A 25,594-nucleotide genomic window follows, 5' to 3' on the forward strand; every position below is an offset into this window, starting at 1 on the left:
CGCACCGCGTCAGCGGACGGCGGGCTCGCCGGTCCGCGGGCCGGTCAGGTAGACGAGGCGGAACTTGCCGATCTGCACCTCGTCGCCGCCGGCCAGGGTCGCGACGTCGACCGGCTCGCGGTTGACGTAGGTGCCGTTGAGGCTGCCGACGTCGTGCACCGAGAAGCCGCCGCCCTCGCGGTGGAACTCGACGTGCCGGCGGCTGACGGTCACGTCGTCGAGGAAGATGTCGCTGTCGGGGTGCCGGCCGGCGGTGGTGACGTCCTGGTCGAGCAGGAAGCGGCTGCCGGCGTTGGGGCCGCGCTTGACGACGAGGAGGGCCGACCCGGCCGGGAGCGACTCGACGGCGCCGGCATGGGCGTCGGCGGCCGGCTCGACGGCCTCGGGGACGTCGCCGGTGTCCTCGCCGCCGACCTTCGGGATGACGCTGGTCGACTCGCCGACGCGCTCCTGGGAGAGGGCGGCGCCGCACTGCGCGCAGAAGCGACTGCCCTCGGGGTTGTCGTGGCCACAGCGAGTGCAGTGCACGTCTGTTCTCCTCCGGTGCAGGGGGGGCACCGCCGCGAGCGTTCCTGCCGCGGGCGGCCGGCGGACGACGGTCCGGTCGGTGCCGTCGTGGGTCGGCCGCCGTGCGGCGCACGGCGGGCCGTGGGTCATGGAACCAGCGGTCGTCCCGAGGGTCAACCGGACGTCGAGGTGACGCCACACCTGCCCCACGAGCGCGGTCAGAGGCCGGTTCCGGGGCGGAGTCTAGTGATCCCCGCCGGGCCGCAGGCCGCGGCGGGGGCGGTCAGGACGCGTCGACGAGCGCCTGGTAAGAGGCCGCGTCGAGCAGGTCGGCGGTGGGGTCGCCGCCGTCGCCGCCGACCGTGATCTCCACCAGCCAGCCGTCGCCGTAGGGGTCGGCGTTGACCGTCTCCGGGGCGTCGGTCAGGGCCTCGTTGACGGCCGAGACGGTGCCGGCCACCGGCGAGTAGACGTCGGAGACGGACTTGGTCGACTCCACCTCCCCGATCGGGTTGCCGGGGCCGACCTCCTCCCCCACCGCGGGCAGCTGGACGAACACGATGTCGCCCAGGGCGTCCTGCGCGTGGTCGGTGATGCCGACCCGGACGACGGTCCCCGCACCCGCTGCACCCGTGTCGGCGCCTCCCTGCACGAGTGCCCACTCGTGCTGGTCGGTGTAGCGGCGGTCGTCGGGGGTGGTCGTCATGCGGCGTCGTCTCCAGGGTCTTCCGTGGCCCCTCTGCAGGGGCCCGCACCGGGCGCCGGCGGGGCGTGGGGGGCGAGGGCGGTCCTCAGTCGGTGTCGGGCTGAGCGTATTGAGGCTCGTCGAGGGGGCGCAACGCGTCCACCACGACGCGGTCGCGCTGCTCGATCCCGACGCTGCCGTTCTGCCGGCCGATCGCGTCGACGACGCCGCCGGGGATGCTCATCGCCGTCCGCAGGTCGGCCGGTGAGCCGATGACGACGACCTCGTAGGGCGCCGACACCGGCCGGCCGTCGATCCGCAGGTCGCCCGGGCCGCCGGTGACAGCGGTGGAGACGCCCACCCGCACGCCGTCGATCTGCATGGTCTCCGCGCCGGCGCCGCGCAGCTCCTGGATCGCGTCGAGCAGGTCGGCCACCCGGACCCGGCTCTCGGGGTCGCTGATGGTCATCACCAGGCCGGGGCCCTCGGCGGCGACGGTGCCGTTGAGGACGGCGAGCACGTCGGCGCGGGAGCGGGCCGCCTCGAGGGCGGCCGCCGAGCGGCTGTCGGTGTCGGTCAGGTCGCGCAGCTCGCCGCGCTGGTCGGCGATCTGGGCGCGCAACCGCTCCTCGCGGTTGTCGAGGTCGTCGAGGATGGAGACCAGCTCCTCCTCGCGGGCGACGTCGAGCGCCCCGCCGGTGCCGGTGCTGCGGACCTGCACCGCGATGGCGAAGCCGAGCAGGACCGTGAGGACGGCGATCAGCGACGCCGCGACCAGGGACTGGCGCCGCCTCGGCCGGGCGGGGGCGGGCTCCTCGGCGGTGCTCTCGGCAGTGCCCTTAGCAGTGGCCTCCGCGGTGCCCTCGGCCGGCTCAGCAGCGGGCGCGGCGGCGTCGGCGGGGACCTCTCCGGGGACGGGGGCGTCGGGGGCGTCGCGGCGCGGGTCGTCGCTCATGCGCGGAACAGGTGCCGGCGGATGGCCGCGGCGTTGCCGAAGATGCGGATGCCGAGCACGACGACCACGGCCGTCGACAGCTGCGCGCCGACGCCGAGCTGGTCGCCGAGGAACACGATCAGCGCGGCGACGACCACGTTGGACACGAACGAGATGACGAAGACCTTGGCGTCGAAGACGCCGTCGAGCCGGGCCCGGGCCCCGCCGAAGACCGCGTCGAGCGCGGCGACGACCGCGATGGGCAGGTACGGCTGCAGCCACAGCGGCACGGTGGGGTCGAGGAGCAGGCCGAGCGCGATGCCGACGGCCAGGCCGAGGACGGGGATCACCGGTCAGTCCCCCGTCCCGGTGGCGGCCCCGGCCGGCTGCCCGGTGGACGGGACGGCGGAGCGGAGTTCGGGGATCCCCCCGGCGGGCACGGACAGCTCGTCCTCCTGGGCGAACTCGAAACGCAGGCCGTAGGTCTGCGAGATGACGGCGAGCGCGCCGACCTCGGGACTGGCCAGGAACCGGGGGCGCAGCTCGTCGGGGTCGCCGATCGCGCTGACGAGGTAGGGGTCGGTGACCGGCCGGAAGTCGACGAGGACGGCCTCCCCGGCGAAGCGGATGGCGGTCGTGGGACCCAGTCGCTGGCCGTTGATGCTCACCGCCTCGGCGCCGGAGGCCCACAGGGCGTTGACCACCAGCTGCAGGTCGCCGTCGCGGACCCGGCCGGCGGGGTCGCCCCCCGCGTCGCCGCCCACCGGGTCGGCGTCGGCGTCGGGCCCGGCGTTGGCCACGGTGACCAGCAGCCCGGGGCCGGTGACGGCCACCTGGCCGGCGGCGAGCTCGGCGGCGCGGAGGTCGTCGAGCGCCCGCTGGCCCACCGCGCTGGCCGCCAGGACCTCCTCGCGCGCGCCGGTGACCTCCCCGCGCAGCTGCTCCAGCTCGGCGGTGAGGTCGTCGGTGGTGGCGGAGGCGACCTGGATGTCCTCCACCAGGCCCGCGCGCACCGCCTCGCGGCCCTCGGCCCGCGACGCCGCCTGGTCGTAGGTGACGGCGAAGAGCACACCGGCGAGGGCCATGGTGGCGGCGACGGCCAGCGGCCCGAGCCGGTCGCGCTTGGCCGGGGGGTCCGGCGGCCCGCCGGCGGCCGACCGCTCCTGCCGGGCCTGCGCCGCGCGGGCGTAGGCGGGGTCGAGGGTCTCGGCGAGGACCTGGTCGAGCAGCGAGGCGCCCATCGAGCGCGGGCCGCTGCCGCGCCGGGCGCCGGTCACGGCTCCGGACGGGCCCCGGCGCCCGCCGCGGGAACGGGCGGCGCGGCCCGGTCGGCGCGGACCAGCCCCACGACCTGGACGACGTAGAGGACGCCGGCCAGCACGTACAGCGCGCTGCCCCAGATGGTCAGCGCCCAGGCCACCGGCGCCACCCACGCCCAGGCACCGCCGCCGTCGCCGAGCAGGAGCAGCGGGAAGGCGTACAGGAGGAGGAAGGTGGCCGCCTTGCCCAGGTAGTGCACCTGCAGCGGCGGGTAGCCGTGGCGGCGCAGCACCAGGAGCGCGATCCCGAGGACGACCTCGCGGCCGACGAGCACGGCCACCATCCACAGCGGGACGACGTCGCGCAGGACGAAGGCGACCAGGGTGGTGACGATGTAGAGGCGGTCGGCCGCCGGGTCGAGCAGCGCGCCGAGGCGGCTGGACTGCCCGAGCACGCGGGCGAGCTTGCCGTCGGCCCAGTCGGTGACGCCGGCGACCATGAGCACGACCACGGCCCAGCCGTCGGCCTCCGGGCCCAGCAGCAGGTACAGGAACAGCGGCACGCCGAGCAGCCGCAGCACCGACAGGGCGTTGGGCAGCGTCCAGACGCGGTCCGGCAGCTGGTTGCGGTCGGTCACCAGCGGACCCGGGTCGTCCTGCTCCGGCGACCCCGCCCCCGCGGCGACCCGGTCCGGGGACGCCGGGACGGCGGCCGACGGCCCCTGCGACGACGTCACTGCTCCTCCAGCCCGCTGCACACCGTGCCCGAGGCTAGTCGAAGGACCCCGCTGCCCCCGTCACTCGCCGGCCCGTGGCGGGCCCTCCGCCGCGGGGCCGTTCCCCCACGTCACCCGGCCCTCACCCGCGGGCCCGGAGCGGGCCCCTCCGCAGCGGGGCCGACCGTCAGGCCGGGACGGCGACCAGCGACGCGGGCGCCGGCTCGTGGCCCAGGGGCCGGCGGCCGAACGAGCCGGTGCCGTGGCTGACCGAGCGCAGCGCCCCGGCGTACCCGAGCAGCTCGATCTCGGGGACCTCGGCGCGGACGGTGGTGCGGTCGCGCAGGGGGTCGGCGTCGGTGCCGGTGACGCGGGCCCGGCGGGCCGACAGGTCGCTCATCACCGCGCCGACGTGCTCGCCCGGGACGACGACCTCCACCTCGCACCACGGCTCGAGCACCCGGGTGCCGGCCGCGGCGGCCAGCTCCCGCACGGCCAGGGCACCGGCGGACTGGAAGGCGGCGTCGGAGGAGTCCACCGAGTGCGCCTTGCCGTCGACGAGGACGAACCGGACGTCGACCAGTGGCCGGTCGGCCTCCACCCCCTTGGCGCACTGCGCGCGGATCCCCTTCTCCACGCTGCCGTGGTACTGCGTGGGCACCGCTCCCCCGACCACGCGCTGCTCGAAGGAGATGCCCGACCCGGGCTCGCCGGGCTCGGCCTCGACCACCACGACGGCGTACTGCCCGTGCCCGCCGGACTGCTTGACCAGCCGCCCGGTGGCCCGCGCGGGCCCGGCGAGGGTCTCCACCATCGGCACGCGGACCGGGACGACGGTGACCGCGACGCCGTGCCGGGTCCTCAGCCGCTCCAGCAGCACCTCACCGTGGGCCTCCCCCACGCACCACAGCAGCAGCTGCCCGGTCTGGCGGGACCGCTCGACCCGCAGGGTGGGGTCCTCGGCCGCGAGCCGGGTCAGCGCGGGGCCGAGCCGGTCCTCGTCGGCGCGGGAGGTGGCCTCGACGGCGACCGGGTGCTGGGGCACCGGCAGGTCCCACGGCGGTACCAGCCGCGGGTCGCCGGGTGAGGAGAGGGTGTCGCCGGTCTCGGCCGACGTCAGCCGGGCCACCGCGCAGACGTCGCCGGCCGGGGCGGAGGCGACCGGGCGCAGCGCCGCCCCGAGCGGGGAGGAGACGGCCCCGATCCGCTCGTCGGCGTCGTGGTCGGGGTGGCCGCGGTCGGCGCCGCCGTGGCCGGAGACGTGCACGGGCGTGTCGGGGGTGAGGGTGCCGGAGAAGACACGCAGCAGCGAGACCCGGCCGAGGTAGGGGTCGGTCGTCGTCTTGACCACCTCGGCGACCAGCGGGCCGTGCGGGTCGCAGGACAGCGCCGGGGCCGGCGACCCGTCGGGGCGGGTGACCGGCGGGCAGCCGTGCTCGCACGGGCAGGGGAAGGCCGAGACGAGCAGGTCCAGCAGCTCGGTCACGCCGACGCCGGTGAGCGGGGCGACGCACAGCACGGGGTGGAAGGAGCCGCGGGCGACGGCGGTCTCGAGGTCGCTGACGAGGTCGGTGACGGGCACCTCCTCCCCCGCCAGGTAGCGGTCCATGAGGGTCTCGTCCTCGCTCTCGCCGATCACCCCCTCGATGAGTTCGGCGCGCAGCCGGTCGGCCTCGGCGTCCTCGCCGTGCGGCTCGAGCAGCGACACCAGGCCGGTGACCGCGCCGTCGGGGCTGCGGCTCACCAGGTGCAGCGGCGCGACGCCGGCGCCCAGCTCCTGGCGGCACAGCCGGACGGTCTCCTCGACGTCGGCCCGCGGCCGGTCGAGCTGGGTCACCACGACGGCGCGCGGCATGCCGACCGCGGCGCACTCCTCCCAGAGCTGGACGGTGGCGGCGTCGACGCCACCGGCGGCCGAGACGACGAAGAGCGCGGCGTCGGCGGCGCGCAGCCCGGCGCGCAGCTCGCCGACGAAGTCGGGGCTGCCGGGGGTGTCGAGCAGGGTGATCCGCGTGCCGGCGTGCTCGACGGTGGCCACGCCCAGGGTGACCGAGCGCTGCTGGCGGGCCTCGACCTCGTCGCTGTCGAGGCAGGTGGTGCCGTCCTCGACGCGGCCGGCCCGCGGGAGGGCGCCGGTGGCGACGAGCAGCGCCTCGGCGAGGGTGGTCTTGCCGGCGCCGGAGCGGCCGACGAGTGCCACGTTGCGCACCCGTGTCGCCTCCCGCGGGGCCGGCGCGGGAGTCACCTCCCTACCCACGGGAGGGCCCCGGTCGGTCGCCGTCGGAGTGGGGTGCGGGCACGGGGACCTCCCGGGGTCGACGGGCTGTGGTCTGTGTCACACCCTGCCCCCGGACGTCGCCGTGCGGCAAGACCCCCGGGGGCTCAGTCGGCGGCCGCGGCGCCGACCAGCACCGGCCCGGCCGGGTCCGCCCACCCCGCCGGTGTCACGTCGGCGACGACGGCGGTGACGTCGTCGCGGGTGCCGGCGGCGAGGGCGGCCATGACGAGCCGGGCGGCCGCCGCGGCGGGGCGGCGCTCGGCGGCCAGGACGCGGCGCAGGGTGTCGTCGGGGACGACGCCGGACAGGCCGTCGGAGCAGAGCAGCAGGCGGTCGCCGGGCTCGGCGCGGATCGCCAGCAGGTCGGCGGGCCCGGGGTCGGCCGAGCCGCCGAGGGCGCGCAGCAGGACCGAGCGCATCGGCGAGGCGGCGGCCTGGGCGGTCGTCAGGTCCCCGGAGGCGACCAGCGCCGCCACCAGGGTGTGGTCGGTGGTCAGCCGGGTGAGCACGCCGGAGCGGAGCACGTGGGCGCGGCTGTCGCCCACGTGCGCGACGACCACCCGGCCGTCGCGGGTGAGCACCGCGGCGGTGCACGTGGTGGCCATCCCGGCGAGCGCGGGGTCGGCCGACGCGGCCCTCCGCACGGCGGCGTCGGCGGCGGCCACGGCCCCGGCCAGGCCGGCGTCCTCCCGGGCGTCGTCGCCGGCGGCGAAGGCCGCGGCGATCCGCCGGCCGACCTCGTCGACGGCGACCCGGGCGGCGACGGCGCCACCGGACCCGCCGCCCACGCCGTCGGCGACGACCAGCGCGGCGGGCCCGGCGCAGCCGGCGTCCTGGTCCTGGCCGCGCGGCCCGGCCAGCGAGACCGCGGCGGGGTCGAGGACGAACCGGTCGAGCGGCCCGTCCGCGCGCCGCCGTCCCGGGGCCGCGCCCGGTGCCTCGGCGGCCGGGAACCACGGCAGCGGGACGGCGGGGGCGGTCACGGGCGACAGCATGGCGCGGCGGGCCCGTCTCCGGGACGGTGCCGGCGCGCGCCACCCGCGGGTCACCCCCGCGGGTGGCGCGGCGCCGGGGGACGGCAGGTCAGCTGCGGCCCTGCCGGTAGGCCTCCCAGGCGTTGCTCATCCGGGCCACCTGGCCGGCGCTGAACCGGTCCATGCAGAAGTCCTCGGTGTAGTCCATGAAGTTGCTGAGGGGGTCCGTCCCCGGCTGCTGCGGGCAGCTGTCGCGCCCGGCGTCGGCCTCGCACTGGAAGGCCGGTGCGGCCTCGGCCGGGGTGTCGGTGACGTGGTCGCCGGGGCCGGTGCAGCCGCCCTGGAAGGTGTGGAACAGCCCCAGCCAGTGGCCGACCTCGTGGGTGGCGGTGTCGCCCTCGTTGTAGGGCGCGGCGCCGCCGCCGGGCAGCGACTGGTCGAGCACGACCACGCCGTCGCGGGAGAGCTGGCCGCCCTTGGCCGACTGGGGGAACGTCGCGTACCCCAGCAGGCCGCCGCCGATCGGGGCGACGTAGACGTTGAGCGTGGCGGCGTCACCCTGGCGCAGCGCCGCCTTGGCCGCCCGCTCCTCCTTGCTGCCGGGGACCAGCGACGCCCACGCCGCGTCCACGGTGTAGGTGGTGTCGGCGGCCTGCACGAAGCGGAAGGGCGTGTCCGGGGAGCCCGCCGCCGCGCCCTGCCCGCTGAAGGCGTCGTTGAGCACCACCAGCTGCCGGGCGATCTGCGCCTCGCGTTCGGCCTTCTCGGCGGTGGTGAGCTCCGTGGCGGTGAGGACGTGGAAGACCGTCGGGATCGTCACCGAGCCGGCGGGCAGCACCGGGCGGCTCTTGGGGTTGCCCAGCGCCGCGGCCTGGTCGGTGGAGACGGCGTTGGGCTCGGCGCGGGTGGCGCCGGGACGGACGCGGGCCTGCTCGGTGCCGTGGCTGACGTCGTCGGTGTGCAGGTCGTCGGTGTGCAGGTCGTCGGTGTGCAGGTCGGTGCACACCGCCGGGGCGACGGCCGCGGCGACGTCGCCGGTCGTGCCGGCCGCGGGTGCGGTGGTGAGGACCAGCGCCGCTGCGGCGCCGAGGGTGAGGGCGGTCCGGCGCAACCGGATCATGCGTTCCTCCGCAGGGGGATCGGTCGGCCCCAGGGGCCGGGGTGCGCGGAGCCAACCACACATCCGATACGGACCGGTCCGCCGGGTGTGTCGCAGCGCACATCGCCCCTGACGTTCGGTGATGGTCTGCGGGTCGGCGGCGTGCCTGGATCGACAATTTGTTCGGGATAACGGTCGGGGGGCCGTCGCCCGGGATCCGGGACACTGGGACGGTGACGGGAGCAGGGAGCGGGCACGCGGCCGGCCGGGACCAGGAGAGCAGCCGGGCGCACGCCGTCCCGCGCGAGGTCGCCGACGGGCCGCCGCCCTGGGTGGCCGCGTGCGGCACGCCGGTCGCCGTCGTCCAGGGCGCCTGGGGCGGACGGCGCGGGCTGGGCTCCGGCGACGTCTGCCCGGACTGCCGCCGGCTCGTCCCCGCCTGACCGTCCTCCTGCACCGCAGGGCGTCCTCCCCCACCGCAGCGCGTCCTCCCCCACCGCCCACCGTGCGGGAGGACGCCCGACGATCAGGTCACCTGATCGTCGCGGACTCCTCCAGCTCCGCAGGGTCGTCGTCCCCGGGCTCGGCGACGGTCGCGCCGGGCAGTCGCACGGTGAACACCGTCGCCCCCGGCGCGCTGTCGACGGCGACGGTCCCGCCGTGCCCCTCCACGACGGCGGCCACGATGGCCAGCCCCAGGCCGGTGCTGCCGCTGGCGCGCGACCGCGAGTCGTCGCCGCGGACGAACCGCCCGAACACCCCCGCCCGCAGGCCGGCGGGGACGCCCGGGCCGTCGTCGGCGACCTCGAGCACCGCAGTGCCGCCCTCGGCGCGCAGCCGGGTGGTGCCGGTCGTCCCGGGCGGGGTGTGCGTGCGGACGTTGGCCAGGAGGCCGGCCAGCACCTGGTGCAGCCGGGCGGCGTCCCCGGGGACGTGGACCGCGGCCGACGGCAGGTCGACCCGCCAGGCGTGTCTCGGCGCGGCGGCGTGCGCGTCGCTGACGGCGTCGAGCACGAGCGCGGTGAGGTCGACGTCGCCGCGCTCCAGCTCGCGGCCGGCGTCGAGACGGGCCAGCAGGAGCAGGTCGTCGACCAGGCCCGACATCCGCACCGCCTCGGCCTCGACACGGCGCAGCGCGGCGTCGACCTCCTCGGGCAGCCCCCCGCGGCGGCGCACCAGCTCGGTGTAGCCGCGGATCGAGGTGACCGGGGTGCGCAGCTCGTGGCCGGCGTCGGCGGCGAAGCGGCGCAGCCGGGTCTCCGACGCCTGCCGGGCGGCGATGCCGGTCTCCACGGAGTCCAGCAGCCGGTTGAGCGCGGCGCCGACCCGGCCGACCTCGGTGCGCGGGTCGGTGTCGGCGGCCGGCACCCGGTCGGGCAGGCGCACCTCGCCACTGGACAGCGGGAGCTCCGCGACCCGGCCGGCGGTGGCCGCGACCCGGTGCAGCGGGCGCAGGGTCCGGCCGATCACCACCGACCCGACCAGCCCGGCGGCCAGCAGCCCGAGCAGCCCCGCGGCGACCTCCACGACCGCCAGCCGCAGGAGCGCGGCCTCCACCGACCGCAGCGGCAGGCCGGTCACCAGCGCCCCGCCGTCGGCGGTGGGGGCCGCGACCACCCGGTAGGGACCCAGCCGGCCGAGGGCGACCGTCCGCGGGTCGCCGTCGGCGGGCACCCGCGCCAGCGCGACGACCTCGCGGGCGGTCAGGGCCTCGCCGTCGCCGTCGAGGCCGATGACGGCGGCCTCGACGACGACGCCGTCGGCCACCCGGGCGCCGAGCGTCCCGTCACCCTGCCCCGGGACCAGCAGGAAGTCCGGCCCGTCGCCCACCCCGCCGGGCCCGGGCTCGCCGTACGCCTGCGCCGAGCGGTCGACGGCGGCGGCCAGCCGCTCGTCGACCTGGCCGAGCAGCTCGCCGCGGACGGCGGCGGCCGCGGCCACGCCCACGACGGCGAGGACGACCGCGAGCGGCACGAGGAAGGCGCCGAGCAGCCGGGTGCGCAGCGACCACCCTCGCGCACGCATCGTCATGCACCCACGGTCGGCGCGGCGGCTGCACGTCGCCTGTGTGCCGGTGGGGAGTCGGCTGGGGACGTGCGCCACACCGCGCCCCGGACCCCTCCGCCTGTCATGGTCGACGGGTGCAGACGGGGACCGGGCGCGCGACCACCCGCACGGCCGGCCCCGGCGGCCTGACCGCGGCCGAGGCGCGGGAGCATCACCGGCGCGGGGAGGGCAACGTCGCGGTCAGCGCCTCCTCGCGCACCTACGGCGTCATCCTGCGGACCAACGTCTTCTCCTTCTTCAACGTCATCCTGTTCACCATCGGTGCGGCGCTGCTGGCCCTGGGCCGCTACAGCGACGCGTTCACCAGCGTGGGCCTGGGCCTGGTCAACGCCGCGATCAGCGCGGTCCAGGAGATCCGGGCCAAGCGCAAGCTCGACCGGCTGCAGCTGCTGGCGCGCGGCACGGTCACCGTCGTCCGCGACGGCACCGACGCCGAGGTGCCCCCGGAGGAGGTGGTGCGCGGCGACCTGCTGCGCCTGCGCCCCGGCGCGCAGGTCGTCGTCGACGGCCCCGTGCTCGACGGGCGGCTCGAGGTCGACGAGTCGCTGCTCACCGGCGAGTCCGAGGCGCTGCCCAAGGCGGCGGGCGACGACCTGCTGTCGGGGTCGTTCGTGGTGGGCGGCGAGGGGCTGCAGGAGGCCCGGGACGTCGGCGCGGCGTCCTACGCCGGCCGGCTGACCGCCGAGGCGCGCCGGGTCTCCACCGACCGCACCCCGCTGCAGCGGCGGATCGACTTCGTCGTGCGGCTGGTCATGCTGCTGGTGCTGCTGATGAGCGTCACCATCCTGGCGCAGGCCGCACTGGAGGGGTTCACGCTGGTGCGGACGGTGCAGACCACCGCGGTGCTGTCCGGGCTGGTGCCCTACGGCCTGTTCTTCCTCGTCGCGGTCGCCTACACGGTGGGGGCGGCCCGCAGCGCCGGCCGGGGTGCGCTGGTGCAGCAGGTCAACGCGGTGGAGTCGGTGAGCAACGTCGACGTCGTCTGCACCGACAAGACCGGCACCCTCACCACCGGGCAGCTGTCGCTGGCGGAGGTGCGGCCGGTCGGCCCGCTGCCGGCCGCCGGCGTCGAGCGGCTGCTGGGGTCGATGGCCCGCAGCGCCGCCGCTCCGAACCTGACGACGGCGGCACTGGCCGCGGCGCTGCCCGGCGAGCCGGTGCCGGTGACCGAGGAGGTGCCGTTCTCCTCGTCGCTGCGGTGGAGCGCCGTGCGGACCGCCGGCGCGGTGCTCGTGCTCGGCGCCCCGGCCACGCTCGCGCCGCAGCTGTCCGGGCCGCCGCTCGGCGGGCCGGTGCGGGACCTGACGGCCCGGGGGCTGCGGGTGCTGCTGCTCGCCCGCGCCGCTCCGGACGCCCCGCTGCGCGACGCCGCCGGCCGCGCGGCCCTGCCCCCGCTCGAGCCGCTCGCGGTCGTGGCGCTGGCCGACGAGCTGCGCCCCGGCGTGGCCGACACCCTGGCCCGGCTCACCGCCGACGGGATCGCGGTCAAGGTCGTCTCCGGCGACGACCCGTCCACCGTCGCGGCGCTGGCCCGGCAGGCCGGCCTCGAGCCCGGGGAGCCGGTGGCCGGGCCCGCCCTCGACGGGCTGGCCGACGCCGAGCTCGACGCCGTCGTCGCGCGGACGACGGTGTTCGGCCGGATCGCCCCGGAGCAGAAGGAGCGCCTGGTCGACGCGCTGCGCCGGGCCGGGCGGTACGTGGCGATGGTCGGCGACGGCGTCAACGACGCCCGCGCGCTGAAGCGGGCGCACGTGGGCGTGGCGATGGCCAGTGGCAGCGCCGTCACCCGCGACGTCGCCGACATCGTGCTGACCGGCGACTCGCTGGGCGCGCTGCTGCCCGCGGCGCACGAGGGCCGGCGGATCATCACCGGGATCAGCACCTCGATGCAGGTCTTCCTCGCCCGCGTCGGCACCCAGGGGCTGGTCATCCTGGCCGTCACCATGCTGGGGCTGGGCTTCCCCTACTCCCCCGCCAACGTGGGCCTGACGCTGCTCACCGTCGGGGTCCCGACGCTGTTCCTCACCGCCTGGGCCCGCCCGACGGCGCCCGACCCCCACCTGCTGACCACGCTGTGGCGCTTCGTCGTGCCGGCGGTGCTGGTGACCGCGGCCGGCGGGGTGGCGGTGTACGCCCGCCACTACACCGACCTGCTGCAGGGGTTCACCGACGACGCCGTCCCGTCCTTCGTCGTCGAGGACTTCGAGTCCTACACCGGGGTGCCCTCCGACGACGTCGGCTTCGCGGAGGCGGCGGCGACCATCGGCGCCCAGACGGCGCTCTCGACGTTCGTGTCCTACGCGGCGTTCCTGCTGATCCTGTTCCTCAAGCCGCCGAACCGGTGGTTCGCGGCCTGGACGCGGCCCGACGGCGACCGCCGCCCGGCGCTGCTGGTCGCCGTGCTCGTCGTGGTGTTCTCCGCCGGACTGTTCTGGCCGGCGTTCACCACCTACTTCGGGCTCACCGAGGCGGCCGACCCGGTGTTCGAGACGGTGCTGCCGTCGCTAGTGCTGTGGTTCGCGCTGCTGACCGCGGCCTACCGGCTCCGGCTGCTGGAGCGGGCGCTGGGGCTGACCGGCCCGCTCAGTCCGCCGGGCGTCCGAGGAGCTCGGCCAGCGTGAGCCGCGCCGCCCGCCGGCGGTCGAGGACGAGGACGCCGGGGCCCTCGGGCGCGGTGCGCAGCAGCCGCGCCCAGCGCAGGCCGTGGCGGCGCATGCGGCCCTCGGGGATCCGCCGGCCGCGGATGCGCTGACCCTCGGCGGCGTCCTCGGGCGAGACGTCGAGCAGCACCAGGCGCACCGCCCGGCCGGCCGCGCGCGCGGTGCCGAGCACGACCGGGCGCCACCAGCGGCTGGTCCAGGGGTCGGCGATGACGACGACCGGCGCCGGCCCGGTGAGCTCCCGCAGGACCCGCAGGCGGTGCTGGGTGTGCACCAGCGGGCGCATCAGGCGGTAGGGCACGCGCGAGCCGGTGCGCCAGCGGGCGGCGACCTGCTCGGAGTCCAGCGAGGTCACGCCGGGGACGCCGTCGCCGAGCAGGCGCCGCACCATGGTCGTCTTGCCGCCGCCGGGCAGGCCGCCCACGACGACCAGCGCCCGCGGGGCATCGCCCGCGGGCGCGGGTCCCTGCGCGGGCCCGGGCACGGGCACGGTCGCGGTCGGCACCGCCGCCTCCTCGATCACCCCCGTGGCACCGGACGCGCCGCGCGGGATGGCGGCGGACGTTACCCCGCGGTAGCCGCGCGTGGCGCCGGCCGGCGCGCGGGTCGACACCCTCGTGGAGCCCGCCGGCGGTGGGGGGCAGGGGGGTCCGTGATCAGTCGCCGTCGCGATCGCCCCAGGGTCCCCAGCGGCCGTTCCAGGGCGCGCCGTCGACGTCGGCGGACTCCACGGCCTCGGTGACGCGGGCCTCCAGGTCGGCCAGCACCTCGTCGGCCCGCTCCTGGGGGATGTGGCCCTCCTCGACGCCGGCGGTGATGCGCTCCCGCGCCTCCCCGACCAGCGCTGCGACGAGGTCGGACACGGCGACGCCCTGGTCCTCGGCGACGGAGGCGAGGGTGGCGCCGTCGGCCTCCAGCGCGGTGAGCAGCTCGTCCTCGGTCAGGCCGAGGGTCTCGGCCGCCACCGACAGGCCGCCCCAGGCACCACCGCGGTCACCGCCCCAGCCGTGGTGCCCGCCCCACGCCACGCCGGCGTCGTCGAGCGTGGTGGCGACCTCGTCGGCCTGCTCCTGCGTGAGGGACCCGTCGTCGACCAGGCCCGAGAGGGCGTCGCGGATGCGCTCCTCGGCCGAGGCGGCGGAGGGGGTGGGCGTCTCGTCGTCGGCCAGGGCCGGGACGGCGACGGCCAGGCCGCCGAGGGTCAGGACACCTGCGGCGGTGGCGAGCACGATCTTCCTGCGCACGGGGACACTCCTCGATCGGACTGCCGGCTGCGCCGGCGGGTCTCCCCCACCATCGGGGCCGGACCTGTGAGTCGCCTGTCAGCCCGCCGTGGCCGGGCTGTGGGTCCCGCGCGACGGCAGCCGTCACACGGAGTTCACCCGCCTCCCAGGAAGGAGGTGCAGGCTGGGGGCGTGTTGCTCCTCCCCCCGTCCCGGCAGCGCCGCCGGGGCCTCGCCGCGCGGGCGGCCACCGCCGCCCTGGCCGTGGTCCTCACGTCGCTCCTGGTGGTGGGCGGAGCAGGCACACTCGTCGTGGTGCTGGCCGGCGGACGCGGTACTCCGGCGCCGGCCGTCGCGGCCGGTGTCGCAGGCTCCCTCGGAGATGCTGCCGGGCGCTCCGTCGCGGGTGCGGCGACGCTCCCGCCGGCGCCCGACACGGCCGAGGACCGGCTCCTGCGCGTCGGCACGCCGGGTCCGCGCGCGTCGTCCCCGCCGGTCGACGCCGCCGCGGTGCTGGCCGCCGTGGAGGCGGCGGCGACCGCGGCGGGCGGGTCGATCGCCCTCGCGGTGGTCGGCACCGACGGGACACCCCTGGTCACCTCCCCGGACGCCGGCGACCCCGTCTACACCGCGTCGCTGGTCAAGCTGCTCGTCGTCGGCCGGCTGCTGGCCCTCGAGGCCACCGGTGCGGTCGCCCTCACCGACGGCGACCGGTCGCTGATGGAGCGGGCGATCGTGCGCTCCGACGACCCGGCCATGAGCGTGCTGTGGGACCGGTGGGGCGGCGCCGCGCTCGTCACCGACACCGCGTCCGCCGCCGGACTGACCGGCACCGGCCTGCCCGCCGTCCCCGGCCAGTGGGGCGAGGCGACGACCACCGCCGCCGACGTCGCCGGCCTGCTCGCCCGCCGGGATGCCGTCCTCGGCCCCGGCCCGGCCGCCATCCTGCTCGACTGGATGCGCGCCACCTCCCCCACCGCCGCCGACGGCTTCGGCCAGGACTTCGGGCTGCTGGCCGGGGACCCGGCCGGGACCGTGGCGGCCAAGCAGGGCTGGATGTGCTGCGTGCGCGGCACCCGGCAGCTGCACTCGGCCGGGGTGCTGCCCGGCGGCCAGGTGGTCGTGCTGCTCGGGGACTTCCCGTCGGGCACCTCGTGGGGACGGGCGCGGACGGCGCTCGACACCGCCGCGGCCGCCGTCCGCGCCGCGGCTGGCTGACCGTCCGGCAGCCCGGCAGCGGTCACCCAGGCTCCGCACAGGTCCGGGCGGCAGCGTCCGGGCATGGACGGCGACACCGACCACCGCACCGACCACCGCACCGACCACCGCACCGACCACCGCACCGACCACCGCACCGACCACCGCACCGACCACCGCACCGACCACCGCACCGGCCACCGCACCGGGCACCGCACCGGGCACCGCACCGGGCACCGCACCGGGCAGGACACCACCCGCTGGCTGTTCGACCCGGCGACGACCCGCGCCCTCGTGCTCGCACGCCGACCCGCCGGCGGGCGCCCGGTCGAGGACGTCGTCTCCGACGTGGTGTGGGGCGAGGTGGTGCGGCTGCTGCGCTGGGCCTCCGCCGGCACGCAGGGGTCGGCGGCGCTGCGTGCCGGCTCCTGGTGGCGCCTGGCCGCCGGGTGCGCCGCCCTGCTGCGCCGCCTGCCGGCGCTGAGCGCGGAGATCGCCGAGCCGTGGACGGTCGTGCCGCCGCCGTCCTCCCTGGACGGCGTCCCCGCGGACGCGCGCGTCGGCGTCGTCGCCGGCCGGCTGACCGCGCTGCTGCGGTCCGGGCAACCGGTCCCCCTGCGCCGGCTGGCCGCGGAGGTCGACGCGCTCGGCGAGGCCGCCGTCCAGGCCCTCGCCGCCGACTCCCTCGATGGGTAGCCGCGCGACATATAACGATATATCGTTAATGTCATCCGCTACATCGAGGAGGACGACGTGTACGACGATCCACGCTTCGAGGGCTGGCGGCGCGGTGCACGCGGCGGCCACGGGCACGGCCACCGTCACCACGGCCGCGGCTTCGGCTTCGGGTTCGGTGGGCCCGGCGGACCTGGCGCGCACGAGAGCCGCCCGGGACCCGGCTTCGAGCCCCCCGTCGGCCCGGGACCCGGCTTCGGTCCCGGCTTCGGACCCGGCGGCGGCTTCGGCCCAGGCGGCTTCGGCCCCGGCGGCCCCGGCGGCCCCGGCGGCTTCGGCCCCGGCGGCTTCGGCCCGGGCTTCGACCCGGGCGCGCGCTGGCGGCGGCGCGGCGGCGGCCGCGGACGGGCGCCGCGCGGCGACGTGCGCGCTGCCGTCCTGCTGCTGCTGGCCGAGCAGCCGATGCACGGCTACCAGCTCATGCAGGCGATCGGCGAGCGCAGCGGCGGCCGGTGGACGCCCAGCCCGGGTGCGATCTACCCGACGCTGGCCCAGCTGGAGGACGAGGGCCTGGTGAGCGTCACCGCCGAGGCCGGCCGCAAGCTGGCCACCCTGACCGAGGCCGGCCGCGGCGCCGTCGAGGAGCTGCGCGGCAGCGGCAACGACCCGTTCGCCGGTGCCGCCGACGGACCGCCCGCCGCCGACGTGCGGGGCCTGCTCGAGCAGCTGCACGGCGCCGTCCGGCAGGTGGCGCGCACCGGCACCGAGGCCCAGCTCACCGCCGCGGCCGAGGTGCTCGCCCAGGCCCGCCGCGCGCTCTACCTGCTGCTCGCCGAGGGCCCCGACGACTCCGGCGGCTCCGGGACGCCGTCGGCCGGCGCGCCCGACGCCTGACCGGGCGCCGGCCGCGCGGCCGGCGCCGGGTCAGAGCGCGCCGTCGAGCACCCGGCGCAGGGTGGCCGCGAAGGCCTCGGGGTCGCCCGTCTGCCCGTACTCGCCGCCCAGGAAGCCGGCGTGGCCGCTGGGGAAGACCACCGGCTCCGTCCCGAGCCGCTGCGCCATCGCCGCGCCGGCGCGGTGGGCCAGCTCGCCGTCGGACTCCGCGCCGACGGCGAGCACGACCCGGGTCGGCGCGGCGCGCAGCGCGTCGAGGTCGTGCTCGTGGTGGGTGCAGGTCATCAGGTTCTGGGCCAGCATCACGTCGTCGCGGGAGCCGTCGTCCTCGGTGGGCAAGCCGAACATGGCCGGGTCCGGCACGGGTTCGGTGGCCAGCGAGGCCGGCACGGGACCCCGGTGGGACACCAGGCGGATGAACCCGGCCATGCCCGGCCCGGTGCCGCCGGCGCGGTAGGCCTCCTCGATCGCGGAGGTGGCGGCCGAGGCCTCGGCCCGGTCGGGCAGCACCGGGATCGCCGGCGGCTCGTGGGCGACCAGCGTGCGCACTAGGTCGGGACGCCGGACGACGAGCTCCAGGGCGTTGACCGCCCCGCCACTGCTGGCGAAGACGTCGGCCGGCCCGCCGCCGACGGCCTCGACCACCCGGACGAGGTCGTCGGCGTGCTCCTGCGGGGTGCTCCGCGCGGCGCCGTCGGTGCGGCGGCTGCGCTCGACGCCCCGCGGGTCGTAGGTGACCACCGTGCGGTCGGCGAAGGAGCCGGACAGGGTGCCGAAGCCGGCCGCGCCCATGGGCGAGCCGACCAGCAGCAGCACCGGCGCCTCCGCGCTACCAGGGGCGGCGGGCCGGACGTCGTAGGTGAGCTGTGCGCCGGGCACCTCGAGGACCTCGGTGCGGATCTCGCGGGTGGGTGCGGTCATGGCTGCCTCCAGGGGCGGTGGTGTGGTGCTCTCGGGAGGGAGACCGCCGCCGCACCCGTTTCTCATCGCCGGTCTCCCACGCCCGTGCGCCGGACCTGCCGGCTCCCGACCGGCGTGCCACCCTCCGGCATGGCCTTCGACCTGCACCGCACCGACGGCGAGGTGATCCGCTACGACGACGCCGCGCGGTTCAGCTTCACCGCCACCGGCCACCTCGTCGTCTACGACGCCCACGGCAACAAGACCGTCTACAGCCACCACAGCTGGGACCGGATCGAGGAGCCGGTGCCGCCGCCGCGCCCCATGCGGTGAGTCCTCCGCCCCGCCCGGCGGGCCCGCTCGCCGTCGGGCAGGGTGACCGGCCGGTGCCGGCGACGGGGAGGACACGGGCGATGGGTGCACTGGGCAGGCTGGGCGGGCTGCTGGCCGACGCCGCACTCGGCCTCCCGCTGCGGGCGGTCCCGTACACGGTCGCGCGCGACGTCGCCGTCCCGATGCCCGATGGCGTGACACTGCTCGGCGACCACTACCGCCCCTCCGGCGCGGCCGGCCCGCTGCCGGTCGTGCTGGTCCGGCTCCCCTACGGCCGGGCCGGCGTGTTCGCGCACGCCTTCGCCGCCCCCTACGCCCGGCGCGGGCTGCAGGTGTTCGTCCAGTCCACGCGCGGCACGTTCGGCTCGGGCGGGCACTTCCGGCCGTTCACCACCGAGCACGAGGACGGGCTGGCCACCCTCGCCTGGGTGCGGGAGCAGCCGTGGTGCGACGGGCGGGTCGCGATGACCGGCGGCAGCTACTTCGGGCACACCCAGTGGGCCGTGGCGCCCTACGCCGACCCGCCGCTGGTGGCGGTCTCGCCGCACATCACCGGCGCGCGGATCACCACCGCCTTCTACGTCTCCGGCACCCCGGGGCTGGAGAACGCGCTGCGGTGGTCGCTGGCGATCGGCCGGCAGGAGGCCGGCGGCGTCCCGGCGCCGCTGCTGCGCCCGCTGCTGCGCCGGCGCGTCGAGCGGGCGCTGCGGATGCTGCCGCTGCAGGCGGCCGACACCGCCGCGGTCGGCGCGCCGGTGGCCTTCTGGCGGGACTTCACCGCGCACGCCGCACCGGGTGACCCGTTCTGGGCCGTCGCCGACCACGACGGCGCCGACCTCGCGCGCATGCCCCCGGCGAACATGGTCACCGGCTGGTGGGACCTGTTCGCCGCCGCGCAGCTCGCCGACGCCGTCCGCCTGCAGGCCGCCGGGGTCCCGCTGCGCCTCACCGTCGGGCCGTGGCTGCACGGTGAGCCCGGTGAGGTCCGGGAGGTGCTGCGCACCGACGCCGCCTGGCTGGGTCACCACCTGCAGGGTGGGCCGGCCCCCTCCGGCGCGCCGGTGCGGCTGTACCTGCAGCAGGCCGGCACGTGGCTGGAGTCGCCGACCTGGCCGCCGCCGGGCACCACGACCGTGCACTGGCACCTGCACGCCGGCGGGACCCTCGGCGAGGAGCCCGGCACCGGCGGGGAGCCGAGCAGCTTCACCTACGACCCGGCCGACCCCACCCCCGGCGTCGGCGGGCCGCTGCTGGAGCGGCCGGGCGGGCAGGCCGACAACCGGGCGGTCGAGGCCCGCGACGACGTCCTGGTCCTCACCGGGCCGGTGCTCCCCCGCGACGTCGACGTCGTCGGGCAGGTGCGCGCCCGGGTCCACGTGCGGCCGGAGCTCGGGCACGCCGACCTGTTCGTGCGGCTGTGCGACGTCGGCGCCGACGGCGTCTCGCGCAACGTCGTCGACGGGATCCGCCGGCTCGCCCCCCGCAGCGTGCCCGCCGACGACGTCACCGTCGGCCCGGACGGGGTGCTCGCCGTCGACGTCGAGCTGTTCCCGACCGCCTACCGGTTCCGCGCGGGCCACCGGCTGCGTCTGCAGGTCGCCGGCGGCGCGTTTCCCCGGTTCGCCCGCAACCTCGGCACCGGCGAGCCGTTCGCGACGGCGACGACCGGACGCCCGTGCCGGTTCGAGGTCTTCCACGACGCGGCGCACCCCTCGCGGCTGGAGCTGCCGGTCCTGTCCTGACACACGTCCGGCGCCCCCTCTCCGGGGAGAGGAGGCGCCGGACGGTGAGGTGCTGCAACGGCCCCCTCGCAGGGACCCGGCCCGAGCGTCAGCGAGGGACGGGGGGCGAGGGGGTCCTTCCGTCAGCCCGCCAGGTCGGCGGAGAGCTCGCCCTCGAAGGCGTCCTGCACGAGCTCCGCGCCGCCGGGGACGTCGGCCGGCCGCAGGATGAAGCTCTGCGTGCTGGGCGAGACCCCGGTCTCGAAGGCCTCGATCGGCACGAGCAGACCGCCGGTGTCGATGTCGGAGAGCTCGCCGAACGCGGTCTGGACGCCCTCGCGGGTCAGGTCGCCGCTCTCGCAGGCGGCGTCGAGGACCTGGTTCATGACGTCACCCATGGCGTAGCCGAACACCACGCCCAGGCTCGGCGTCGTGTTGGGGTAGGCCGCCTGGTAGGCCTCGAGGAGCTCGGGCTGGGTGTCCCAGGAGGTGATCGGCGAGGCCACGTAGAGGTGGTCCTTGAGCCACTGCGCCGAGGGGCCCTGCAGCAGGCCCGGCGCGAACACCGGGTTGCTGCCCAGGATCGGGACGTCGAGGCCGGAGGCCTGGGCCACCGCGGCCGCCGAGGCGGTCTGGGTGGGCGCGGTGGTCAGCACGATGGCGTCGACGCCCTCGGCGGCGAACTGGGTGACCTGCGCGGACATGTCCTGGTCGGTGGACTTGATCTGCGCTGGGATGACCGTCAGCCCGCGGGCCTCGGCGACGGCCTCGCTGCCGGCCAGCCCGTTCTCGCCGTACTCGCCCTCGAAGTAGATGTGCCCGACGGTGTCGCCGTCGGCCAGCAGGCCCTGGTCGAACAGGTACTGGTAGCCGTTGGCCAGCTCCACGTCGTAGGTGGCGCCGAGGACGCCGGTGCCGGGGATCTCGGTGAGCGTCCGGGCCCAGGCCGACGAGAAGTTGGTCATCACGTCGGACTCGAACTCCGGCGCGAGCGCGGTGTTGATCGGCGAGCCGATGGTCTGCTGCATCGCCAGGACGTCGGGCTCCATGGCGCTGTAGAGCTGCACGCCGGTCTGCGGCACGTACCCGGTGTCCTGGACGACGAGCTCGACGTCGTAGGTGTCGCAGACCTGGTTCTCGTCCCAGTACAGCGTGTTGCCGTTGGTGATGTCCTGCCCCAGCGCGGCGAAGACGCCGGTCAGGTCGGTGAGCACCCCGAGGCTGATGGTGGTGCCCTCGACGCCGACGTCGGTGGTGACGTCCTCGGCCTCCGCGCCGCCGCCACCACCGCCGCTGCTCTCCGGTGCCCTGGTGCTGCAGCCGCTGACCGCGACGACCGCAGCGGCGGCGAGGACGGTGGCTCCCCGTAGACGCGTTCCTGCTCTCATGTGGCGCTGCTCCTCCGTACGGGTGGATCGGTCGGGTGGGGATCGGTGGTGCCGGGTCCGGTGCTGCCGGGTCCGGTGGTGCCGGGGTCGGGGCCCGGTGAAGGACCCCCGGACGGGCGCGGGGAGGCACCCGGCGATCCGCGGCCGGGTCTGCGACCCCTGCTGCGGAAGCGCTGGGCGAACCCGGCGAGGCCGCCGGGCTCGAAGAGGACGACCAGGACGATCGCCAGGCCGAACAAGTAGCGGGCGGCGATGCCGGCGGAGACGCCACCCTCACCGGGGGCGCTCACCAGCGGCAGCACGTCGGCGAACTGCTGGAACACCAGCGGCAGCGCGGTGACGAACGCCGCGCCCAGCGCCGCGCCGGCGACCGACCCGAGCCCGCCGAGGACGATCATCGCCAGGTAGAGGATGGAGACGGTGAGACCGAAGGACTCCGGCGCGATGCTGCCGATCGACAGCGCGTACATGACCCCCGACAGCCCGGCGTACATCGAGCTGACGAGGAACACCCGCGCCTTGTAGGCCTGCACGTTGACGCCCATGACCGAGGCGGCGACCTCGCTGTCGCGCAGCGTCTGCAGCGCCCGGCCGGGCCGGCTGCGCAGCAGGTTGCGGGCGAACAGGTAGGCCAGCAGCGCCAGGACGATGCCCAGGTACCACAGCCGCTCGGCCTCCCGGAACGGGATGCCGAGCACGAACAGCTGCGGGTCGCTGTTGCCGAAGGTGAAGCCGAACAGCGAGAACTCCGGCACCGACCGGCCGTTGAACCCGCCGGTGACGGGGGTCCAGGTGTTGAGCACGTGCACGCCGATGAACACCAGGCCCAGCGAGGCGACGCCGAGGTAGATGCCGCGCAGCCGCGCCGCGATGGGGCTGAACAGCAGCCCGGCCAGCCCGGCCAGGAGCACGCCCACGACCATGCCGACGATGGGCGGGAGCTCCAGCCCGCGCAGCGCGGCGCGGGTGCCCAGGCCGCCGGACTCCCCGGAGATGAACGTGTAGCTGACCGCGCCGACAGCGAGGAAGAACGCGTGCGCCAGCGACAGCTGCCCGGTGGTGCCGACCAGCAGGTTCAGTCCGATCGCACCCACGATCGCCCCCGCGACGGCGAAGCCGGTGCGCAGCCAGAACTCCTCGACGTAGATCGGGAGGACCAGCAGGACGACGAGGAACGCGACCAGCAGCAGCGGCTTGAGGAACCGCAGCGGCGAGCGGCCCGGCACGGAGGCCTCGGCCGGCGTCGTCCGGCGGGTGGCGCCGGCCGGGACGGAGAGCGTGTCAGACACGTGTCAGCTCCTTGGTCCCGAACAGCCCGGAGGGGCGGACCAGCAGCACGATGATCATCACGACGTAGGGGGCGACCTCGCCGAACCCGCGGCCGAGGAAGGACAGCTGCTCCTGGTAGCCGGCCGCCATCGCCTCGGTGATCCCGATGAGCAGCCCGCCCACCAGCGCACCGCCGGTGGAGTCCAGGCCGCCGAGGATCGCCGCGGGGAAGGCACGGAGCGCGACGGTGTAGGCCGCGGCGCTCACCCCGGGCGTCGGGGCGCCGACGAGGAACAGCGCGGCCACCCCGGCGAGGACACCGGCGACGATCCAGGCCAGCGCCGACACCCGCCCCTGGCGGATGCCCATGAGCGCGGCGGCCTCGCCGTCCTCGGCCGAGGCGCGCATGGCCACGCCCCAGGACGAGTACTTGAAGGCGACGAAGAAGGCGACGATGAGGACGCCGGCCACGCCCATGGCGATCAGCCGGTTCTCGCTGATGCCGACGCCGCCGATGCGCACCGAGTCCCCGCCCCACGGGTGGGGGACGTTGAGGATGTCCGGGCCGATCCGCCGGATGAGCTCGGTCAGCAGGATGATGTCGACGCCGATGGTGACGATCGCCAGGCTGATCACCGGCGCCCCGCGCAGCCGGTTGATGATGAGCCGCTCGACGAGGAGCGCCGCCAGTGCGGTGACCAGCAGGCCGACGAGCACGGCGGGCAGGAAGCCGATCGAGTCCGACAGCCGGGCGATCGAGTAGGCGCCGAGCAGCAGCAGCGAGCCGTGCGTGAAGCTGACGACCTCGCTGGCCTTGAAGATGATCACGAAGCCCAGGGCGATGAGCGCGTAGATGGCGCCCAGCGAGATGCCGTTGAGCAGGAGGGACAGGAACTGGTTCACGGCCGGCCCCCCGGGGCGTCGGTGTCGTGGTGGGCGGCGGTCGCGCCGGACGTGGCTCCGGTGGTGGACGCGCCGGTCGTGGGTGCGCCGGCGGCCGTCCCGTGGGCGGCCGTCCCGTGGGCGGCGGCCTCGGCCGGGTCGACCTCGGTGCCCGAGCCCAGGTAGGCGCGGATGACCTCGGGGTCGGCCTGGACCTCGGCGGGGCTGCCGTCGGCGATGCGGCGGCCGAAGTCGAGGACGGTCACCCGGTCGGCCAGCGACATCACCATGCCCATGTCGTGCTCGACGAGGATGACCGAGATCCCCAGCGCCGAGCGGATCTCGCGGATCGCGTCGGCCATCCGCTCGGTCTCCTGGGCGTTCATCCCGGCGACCGGCTCGTCGAGCAGCAGCAGCCGCGGCTCGATGCACAGCGCGCGGGCCACCTCGACCCGCTTCTGGTCGCCGTAGGACAGCACGCCGACCGGGGTGTGCAGCTTCTCGCCGAGGTCGAGGAACTCGGCGATCTCGCGGATCCGCTCGCCGTGCCGCCTCCCCTCGCGGGTGGCCATCGGCAGGCGCAGGCCGGAGGAGAGGAAGCCGGCCTTCGTGAGGTGGTGCCGGCCGAGCATGAGGTTCTCGGCGACGGTCTGCGCGCCGGACAGGGCGATGTTCTGGAACGCGCGGGCGACGCCGACGCCGGCGATCTGGAAGGGCCGCATGGCGCTCAGCCGCGCGTCGCCGAAGCGGACCTCGCCTGCGGTGGCCCGGTAGACGCCGGACAGCACGTTGAACAGCGTCGACTTGCCGGCGCCGTTGGGGCCGATGACGGCGTGGATGGCGCCCGGGGCGACGGTGAAGGAGACGTCGTTGAGCGCCTTGATCGCGCCGAAGGCAACGCTGACGCCGTCGACCTCGACCGGCGGGACGTCCTCGCGGACGGCGGCCGGGGCGCTCACGCCGTCCACCGCGACAGGGTGCGGCGGGGTGCCCGCTCGACGCGCTGCTCGAGCGCGGCGCCGTGGCCGAGGTAGAGCCGCTGCACCTCGTCGGTGCCGGCGAGCTCCCGGGCGTCGCCGGACAGCGACACCCGGCCGACGTCGAGCACGTAGGCGCGGTCGGCGACGCCGAGGGCCATGGTGGCGTTCTGCTCGACCAGCAGCACCGAGGTGCCCTGGCGGTTGATCTCGGCGATCACCTCGCCGATCTGGCCGATGACCCGCGGCGCGAGGCCCAGCGAGGGCTCGTCGAGCAGCAGCAGCCGCGGGCTGGCCATCAGGGCGCGGCCGATGGCCAGCATCTGCTGCTCGCCGCCGGACAGCAGCCCGGCGCGCTGGCCGCTGCGCTCGCGCAGCACGGGGAACAGGTCGTGCACGCGGGTCACCGCCTGCGCCTTGGCCGCGCGGTCGCGGTTGCCCATCCCCCCGGCGCGCAGGTTCTCCTCGACGGTGAGCCGGCCGAAGATCCGCCGTCCCTCGGGTACCTGCACGATGCCGCGCCGCACGATCTGGCCGGGGTCGCGGCGGGTGAGGTCGGTGTCCTCGAACCGCACGGTGCCCTCGTCGACGCGGCCGCGGTGCAGCCGCAGCGTGCCGGAGATCGTGCGCAGCAGCGTGCTCTTGCCCGCGCCGTTGCTGCCGAGGACGGCCACGACCGCGCCGTCGGGGACCTCCATGGACACGCCGCGCACGGCCTCGACGGCACCGCCGTAGGTGACGCGCAGCGAGTCGATGCTCAGCACGGCGCCACCGGGAGTGATGTGACCCACATGCGGCGGAACACTAGGGCGGCCGTCAAGGACTGCCGCCCTGGTCACGCACACCGTGACCAGCCGGTGATACGGCCCCGGTCAGTATCGGGACGCCTCCCGGGTGACGCGGTGGGTCCGCGCGCGTGCCGACCGAGCCGGAGCGGCCGGCGTGGCCTACCGTCG

25 protein-coding genes are annotated in these 25,594 nt (G+C 76.6%); 7 read left to right on the plus strand and 18 right to left on the minus strand.

Features of this window, described 5'->3' with window-relative positions; genetic code table 11:
• Window positions 1-9: 9 nt before the first annotated feature.
• The 9 genes from odhI to BM165_RS02815 form a co-directional block, all read right to left on the minus strand.
• Window positions 10-528, minus strand: a complete 519-nt coding sequence (odhI, locus tag BM165_RS02775) for an oxoglutarate dehydrogenase inhibitor Odhl (RefSeq protein ID WP_177225070.1) — start codon at window positions 526-528, stop codon at window positions 10-12.
• 262 nt (window positions 529-790) lie between these two features.
• Complete coding sequence (gene gcvH / locus BM165_RS02780) at window positions 791-1,213, minus strand: glycine cleavage system protein GcvH (protein ID WP_075011944.1); 423 nt, start codon at window positions 1,211-1,213, stop codon at window positions 791-793.
• 85 nt (window positions 1,214-1,298) lie between these two features.
• On the minus strand, window positions 1,299-2,147 hold the full coding sequence (locus BM165_RS02785) for a DUF881 domain-containing protein (RefSeq protein ID WP_075011945.1): 849 nt from the start codon (window positions 2,145-2,147) through the stop codon (window positions 1,299-1,301).
• Complete coding sequence (locus tag BM165_RS02790) at window positions 2,144-2,476, minus strand: small basic family protein (RefSeq protein WP_075011946.1); 333 nt, start codon at window positions 2,474-2,476, stop codon at window positions 2,144-2,146. Before BM165_RS02790 ends, BM165_RS02785 begins: the two co-directional genes overlap by 4 nt.
• Window positions 2,477-2,479: 3 nt before the next feature.
• Window positions 2,480-3,403 (minus strand): DUF881 domain-containing protein, encoded by a 924-nt coding sequence (locus BM165_RS02795; protein ID WP_143107988.1) that lies wholly within the window; start codon window positions 3,401-3,403, stop codon window positions 2,480-2,482.
• Window positions 3,400-4,122 carry a cardiolipin synthase ClsA gene (locus BM165_RS02800; protein WP_083426962.1) on the minus strand — a complete coding sequence of 241 codons (723 nt, stop codon included), beginning with the start codon at window positions 4,120-4,122 and terminating at the stop codon, window positions 3,400-3,402. The genes BM165_RS02795 and BM165_RS02800 overlap by 4 nt, the downstream gene beginning before the upstream one ends.
• Window positions 4,123-4,288: 166 nt before the next feature.
• Window positions 4,289-6,358, minus strand: a complete 2,070-nt coding sequence (locus tag BM165_RS02805; protein ID WP_075011947.1) for an elongation factor G-like protein EF-G2 — start codon at window positions 6,356-6,358, stop codon at window positions 4,289-4,291.
• 125 nt (window positions 6,359-6,483) lie between these two features.
• Entirely contained in the window at window positions 6,484-7,362 is an 879-nt protein-coding gene (locus BM165_RS02810) for a PP2C family protein-serine/threonine phosphatase (protein WP_177225071.1), read from the minus strand.
• Window positions 7,363-7,462: 100 nt separating this feature from the next.
• The gene (locus BM165_RS02815; protein ID WP_075011949.1) at window positions 7,463-8,473 is read right to left on the minus strand and encodes a zinc metalloprotease; all 1,011 of its coding nucleotides are present in this window, start codon (window positions 8,471-8,473) and stop codon (window positions 7,463-7,465) included.
• Between the two features lie 212 nt (window positions 8,474-8,685).
• On the opposite strand from BM165_RS02815, the gene BM165_RS02820 reads away from it, so the two are divergent.
• Window positions 8,686-8,895 (plus strand): hypothetical protein, encoded by a 210-nt coding sequence (locus BM165_RS02820; RefSeq protein ID WP_075011950.1) that lies wholly within the window; start codon window positions 8,686-8,688, stop codon window positions 8,893-8,895.
• Window positions 8,896-8,983: 88 nt separating this feature from the next.
• Here the strand turns inward: BM165_RS02820 and BM165_RS02825 are convergent, their stop codons facing one another.
• Window positions 8,984-10,483 carry a sensor histidine kinase gene (locus BM165_RS02825; RefSeq protein ID WP_075011951.1) on the minus strand — a complete coding sequence of 500 codons (1,500 nt, stop codon included), beginning with the start codon at window positions 10,481-10,483 and terminating at the stop codon, window positions 8,984-8,986.
• A gap of 110 nt (window positions 10,484-10,593) precedes the next feature.
• On the opposite strand from BM165_RS02825, the gene BM165_RS02830 reads away from it, so the two are divergent.
• The gene (locus BM165_RS02830; protein ID WP_075011952.1) at window positions 10,594-13,140 is read left to right on the plus strand and encodes an HAD-IC family P-type ATPase; all 2,547 of its coding nucleotides are present in this window, start codon (window positions 10,594-10,596) and stop codon (window positions 13,138-13,140) included.
• On the opposite strand, the gene BM165_RS02835 is transcribed toward BM165_RS02830, so the two are convergent.
• Both BM165_RS02835 and BM165_RS02840 read right to left on the minus strand, forming a co-directional pair.
• The gene (locus BM165_RS02835; RefSeq protein ID WP_143107989.1) at window positions 13,103-13,684 is read right to left on the minus strand and encodes an AAA family ATPase; all 582 of its coding nucleotides are present in this window, start codon (window positions 13,682-13,684) and stop codon (window positions 13,103-13,105) included. The genes BM165_RS02830 and BM165_RS02835 overlap by 38 nt on opposite strands.
• A 151-nt stretch (window positions 13,685-13,835) precedes the next feature.
• Window positions 13,836-14,423: a hypothetical protein gene (locus BM165_RS02840; protein WP_075011954.1), complete on the minus strand. Its 588-nt coding sequence runs from the start codon at window positions 14,421-14,423 to the stop codon at window positions 13,836-13,838.
• A 171-nt stretch (window positions 14,424-14,594) separates the two neighbouring features.
• Here BM165_RS02840 and BM165_RS02845 point away from each other — a divergent pair, with 171 nt between their 5' ends.
• From BM165_RS02845 to BM165_RS02855, 3 genes are all read left to right on the plus strand, one after another.
• Window positions 14,595-15,620 carry a serine hydrolase gene (locus tag BM165_RS02845; protein WP_075011955.1) on the plus strand — a complete coding sequence of 342 codons (1,026 nt, stop codon included), beginning with the start codon at window positions 14,595-14,597 and terminating at the stop codon, window positions 15,618-15,620.
• A 63-nt stretch (window positions 15,621-15,683) separates the two neighbouring features.
• Window positions 15,684-16,295 carry a hypothetical protein gene (locus BM165_RS02850; protein ID WP_075011956.1) on the plus strand — a complete coding sequence of 204 codons (612 nt, stop codon included), beginning with the start codon at window positions 15,684-15,686 and terminating at the stop codon, window positions 16,293-16,295.
• 57 nt (window positions 16,296-16,352) lie between these two features.
• The gene (locus tag BM165_RS02855; protein WP_075011957.1) at window positions 16,353-17,168 is read left to right on the plus strand and encodes a PadR family transcriptional regulator; all 816 of its coding nucleotides are present in this window, start codon (window positions 16,353-16,355) and stop codon (window positions 17,166-17,168) included.
• Window positions 17,169-17,198: 30 nt separating this feature from the next.
• Here BM165_RS02855 and BM165_RS02860 read toward each other — a convergent pair whose 3' ends face one another.
• On the minus strand, window positions 17,199-18,089 hold the full coding sequence (locus BM165_RS02860) for an alpha/beta fold hydrolase (protein WP_075011958.1): 891 nt from the start codon (window positions 18,087-18,089) through the stop codon (window positions 17,199-17,201).
• Window positions 18,090-18,218: 129 nt separating this feature from the next.
• Here BM165_RS02860 and BM165_RS02865 point away from each other — a divergent pair, with 129 nt between their 5' ends.
• Both BM165_RS02865 and BM165_RS02870 read left to right on the plus strand, forming a co-directional pair.
• Window positions 18,219-18,401 (plus strand): hypothetical protein, encoded by a 183-nt coding sequence (locus tag BM165_RS02865; protein WP_075012126.1) that lies wholly within the window; start codon window positions 18,219-18,221, stop codon window positions 18,399-18,401.
• Between the two features lie 80 nt (window positions 18,402-18,481).
• Window positions 18,482-20,143 (plus strand): CocE/NonD family hydrolase, encoded by a 1,662-nt coding sequence (locus BM165_RS02870; RefSeq protein ID WP_075011959.1) that lies wholly within the window; start codon window positions 18,482-18,484, stop codon window positions 20,141-20,143.
• Window positions 20,144-20,265: 122 nt separating this feature from the next.
• On the opposite strand, the gene BM165_RS02875 is transcribed toward BM165_RS02870, so the two are convergent.
• The 5 genes from BM165_RS02875 to BM165_RS02895 are packed head-to-tail and all read right to left on the minus strand — an operon-like array spanning window position 20,266 to window position 25,402.
• Complete coding sequence (locus BM165_RS02875) at window positions 20,266-21,510, minus strand: ABC transporter substrate-binding protein (RefSeq protein WP_075011960.1); 1,245 nt, start codon at window positions 21,508-21,510, stop codon at window positions 20,266-20,268.
• Window positions 21,507-22,799, minus strand: a complete 1,293-nt coding sequence (locus tag BM165_RS02880) for a branched-chain amino acid ABC transporter permease (protein ID WP_083426964.1) — start codon at window positions 22,797-22,799, stop codon at window positions 21,507-21,509. The genes BM165_RS02875 and BM165_RS02880 overlap by 4 nt, the downstream gene beginning before the upstream one ends.
• Complete coding sequence (locus tag BM165_RS02885; protein WP_075011961.1) at window positions 22,792-23,682, minus strand: branched-chain amino acid ABC transporter permease; 891 nt, start codon at window positions 23,680-23,682, stop codon at window positions 22,792-22,794. The genes BM165_RS02880 and BM165_RS02885 overlap by 8 nt, the downstream gene beginning before the upstream one ends.
• A complete protein-coding gene (locus BM165_RS02890) occupies window positions 23,679-24,629 on the minus strand; it encodes an ABC transporter ATP-binding protein (protein ID WP_075011962.1) in 951 nt (316 codons plus the stop codon). The genes BM165_RS02885 and BM165_RS02890 overlap by 4 nt, the downstream gene beginning before the upstream one ends.
• Window positions 24,617-25,402, minus strand: a complete 786-nt coding sequence (locus BM165_RS02895) for an ABC transporter ATP-binding protein (protein ID WP_075011963.1) — start codon at window positions 25,400-25,402, stop codon at window positions 24,617-24,619. Before BM165_RS02895 ends, BM165_RS02890 begins: the two co-directional genes overlap by 13 nt.
• Between the last annotated feature and the right edge of the window lie 192 nt (window positions 25,403-25,594).

Source organism: Geodermatophilus obscurus, from assembly GCF_900115395.1.
Classification (GTDB): Bacteria; Actinomycetota; Actinomycetes; order Mycobacteriales; family Geodermatophilaceae; genus Geodermatophilus; species Geodermatophilus obscurus_B.